Genomic DNA, 629 nt, shown 5'->3' with positions numbered 1-629 from the left:
AGCCAGCAGCATCCTGCGATGCAGATCCGGAACATAATGGTGCAGGGCGCTGACTTCCGCGTTTCCAGACTTTACGAAACACGGAAACCGAAGACCATTCATGTTGTTGCTCAGGTCGCAGACGTTTTGCAGCAGCAGTCGCTTCACGTTCGCTCGCGTATCGGTGATTCATTCTGCTAACCAGTAAGGCAACCCCGCCAGCCTAGCCGGGTCCTCAACGACAGGAGCACGATCATGCGCACCCGTGGCCAGGACCCAACGCTGCCCGAGATGCGCCGCGTGCGGCTGCTGGAGATGGCGGACGCGATGGATATGTTCTGCCAAGGGTTGGTTTGCGCATTCACAGTTCTCCGCAAGAATTGATTGGCTCCAATTCTTGGAGTGGTGAATCCGTTAGCGAGGTGCCGCCGGCTTCCATTCAGGTCGAGGTGGCCCGGCTCCATGCACCGCGACGCAACGCGGGGAGGCAGACAAGGTATAGGGCGGCGCCTACAATCCATGCCAACCCGTTCCATGTGCTCGCCGAGGCGGCATAAATCGCCGTGACGATCAGCGGTCCAATGATCGAAGTTAGGCTGGTAAGAGCCGCGAGCGATCCTTGAAGCTGTCCCTGATGGTCGTCATCTACC

General features: G+C 58.7%; 2 protein-coding genes and 1 pseudogene. 2 read left to right on the top strand and 1 reads right to left on the bottom strand.

From position 1 onward, the window contains the following. On the top strand, positions 1–180 hold a 180-nt coding region (locus GCWU000182_RS10300), incomplete at its 5' end, for a hypothetical protein (RefSeq protein ID WP_009202603.1). 54 nt (positions 181–234) lie between these two features. Continuing rightward, the gene (locus GCWU000182_RS10445) at positions 235–363 is read left to right on the top strand and encodes a type VI secretion protein (protein WP_001260374.1); all 129 of its coding nucleotides are present in this window, start codon (positions 235–237) and stop codon (positions 361–363) included. Positions 364–418: 55 nt separating this feature from the next. Here GCWU000182_RS10445 and GCWU000182_RS10125 read toward each other — a convergent pair. Then, positions 419–629: pseudogene (locus GCWU000182_RS10125) on the bottom strand (hypothetical protein); the annotation flags it as partial.

The organism is Abiotrophia defectiva ATCC 49176 (assembly GCF_000160075.2).
In the GTDB taxonomy this organism is placed as follows: Bacteria; Bacillota; Bacilli; order Lactobacillales; family Aerococcaceae; genus Abiotrophia; species Abiotrophia defectiva.
The sequence above is the reverse complement of the archived record's forward strand: the minus strand, read 5'-3'. Positions and strand labels throughout refer to the sequence as shown.

Bases quoted from the DNA above. Each gene is read 5' to 3' on its own strand.
- GCWU000182_RS10445 (WP_001260374.1), top strand. From the start codon at position 235: ATGCGCACCCGTGGCCAGGACCCAACGCTGCCCGAGATGCGCCGCGTG.